Consider the following 1,299-nt stretch of genomic DNA (forward strand, 5'->3'; position numbering starts at 1 on the left):
ATTTTCAGTTTTGTATAATTGTAATATTCAAAGCGCAATTCATACTCTTGATGGGGTTTGAATTTAAGACTATCATCATCAAGTTTTTGATTAATTTCTCTGAAATATCTTCCTATATCAAGTTTATATAGCTGTTTTGATTGATTTGGCTTTACTTTCAAGATTTGAATTCTAGAAGTTGGTTTAACATGCCATCCATCTTCACTCCATATTGAAGCAAAGGGATTCATGGGTGTAATATGCATAGAAAGAGTTCCTCCATCTGTTTCTACTAAATTATTTCCATTTGGGTATACAGAACTAATAAGCTTTACTTTTTTCGATAAGTAAATAGTGCTGTCACTAAGATTTTCAATTTCAAAATATAGATATAAGGGTTTGTGTTCCGTTAAAGTATCTGATTCTGAAATGATATTTAGTTTTACATCATTTGTTATACCTTGACCAAATCCATTTGAAATGATATTGAGTAGGAAAAATTTTAAAATAATAATCTTTAAAAGGTAAATCATGATAATTTTATGAAGGGAAGGTTTGCGAGTGGTTAGACCCAATTTAGTTTCAGTAAATAATATTTTTCTCTTTTTAAATTATTGTTGATATAATGGCTAAACTACGGCCAGCAGATGGAGTGTAGTCACAATTTGCCTGCAAATATTTTTTCACACATGCTGTACAACGTCATGAGCGGTTACGCCAATTGTGATTGGAGTTTAGTCATCCTCCTCAATTTTATTATAAGTATTAAAAATAAGGGAATATCCATATTCAAACACTTCTTTATAGTATTGTTTGTAACAGTCGACCATATCTTCAATTGAATTAATAATGAAATATTCGTCTTCCAATTCTATTTCTTCCCAACCTTCATTTTCAATATAGTGTTTGGTTAAAACAACTGCTCCATCGATTTCTTTATAATTAATAAAACAAGTAACATAGGCTCCTAATACATTTTTATAATATTTAGAGTCTTTTTTTGGTTTTACATGAGCTACTATTTGATACATACATTTAGAATTCAATCCTTTTTTAACGAACCAATTTTACGAATTTTTCAAATTTGCCACTATCCCGTGTCTTACTTCTGACAAGATTGATCCAATTATATTGAAAAATTCAGTATAAGATTTTTGTGAAGTTAAATGTTACACATTTTAAATAAACACCACATTTACATTATTCTAATAATATAAGTACTGTGACAGAAGAAAAGGGATGATTTTAGTTTAATATTTTTTATTCTAATCAAGGCAGATTTGCAGAGCATAGCCTTAGTTACGCGATAAAAATCTAACG

The 1,299-nt window shown here is 28.8% G+C and carries 2 protein-coding genes; both read right to left on the reverse strand.

Going from position 1 to position 1,299, the window contains the following annotated elements:
- The coding region (locus AVL50_RS12075) for a hypothetical protein (RefSeq protein WP_157491301.1) at nt 1-512 on the reverse strand (512 nt) is incomplete at its 3' end.
- A gap of 201 nt (nt 513-713) precedes the next feature.
- Nucleotides 714-1,010 carry a hypothetical protein gene (locus AVL50_RS12080; protein ID WP_062616248.1) on the reverse strand — a complete coding sequence of 99 codons (297 nt, stop codon included), beginning with the start codon at nt 1,008-1,010 and terminating at the stop codon, nt 714-716.
- Nucleotides 1,011-1,299: the final 289 nt, after the last annotated feature.

It is taken from the genome of Flammeovirga sp. SJP92 (genome assembly GCF_001583495.1).
Taxonomy (GTDB): Bacteria; Bacteroidota; Bacteroidia; order Cytophagales; family Flammeovirgaceae; genus Flammeovirga.

Bases quoted from the DNA above. Each gene is read 5' to 3' on its own strand.
- AVL50_RS12080 (WP_062616248.1), bottom strand. From the start codon at position 1,010: ATGTATCAAATAGTAGCTCATGTAAAACCAAAAAAAGACTCTAAATAT.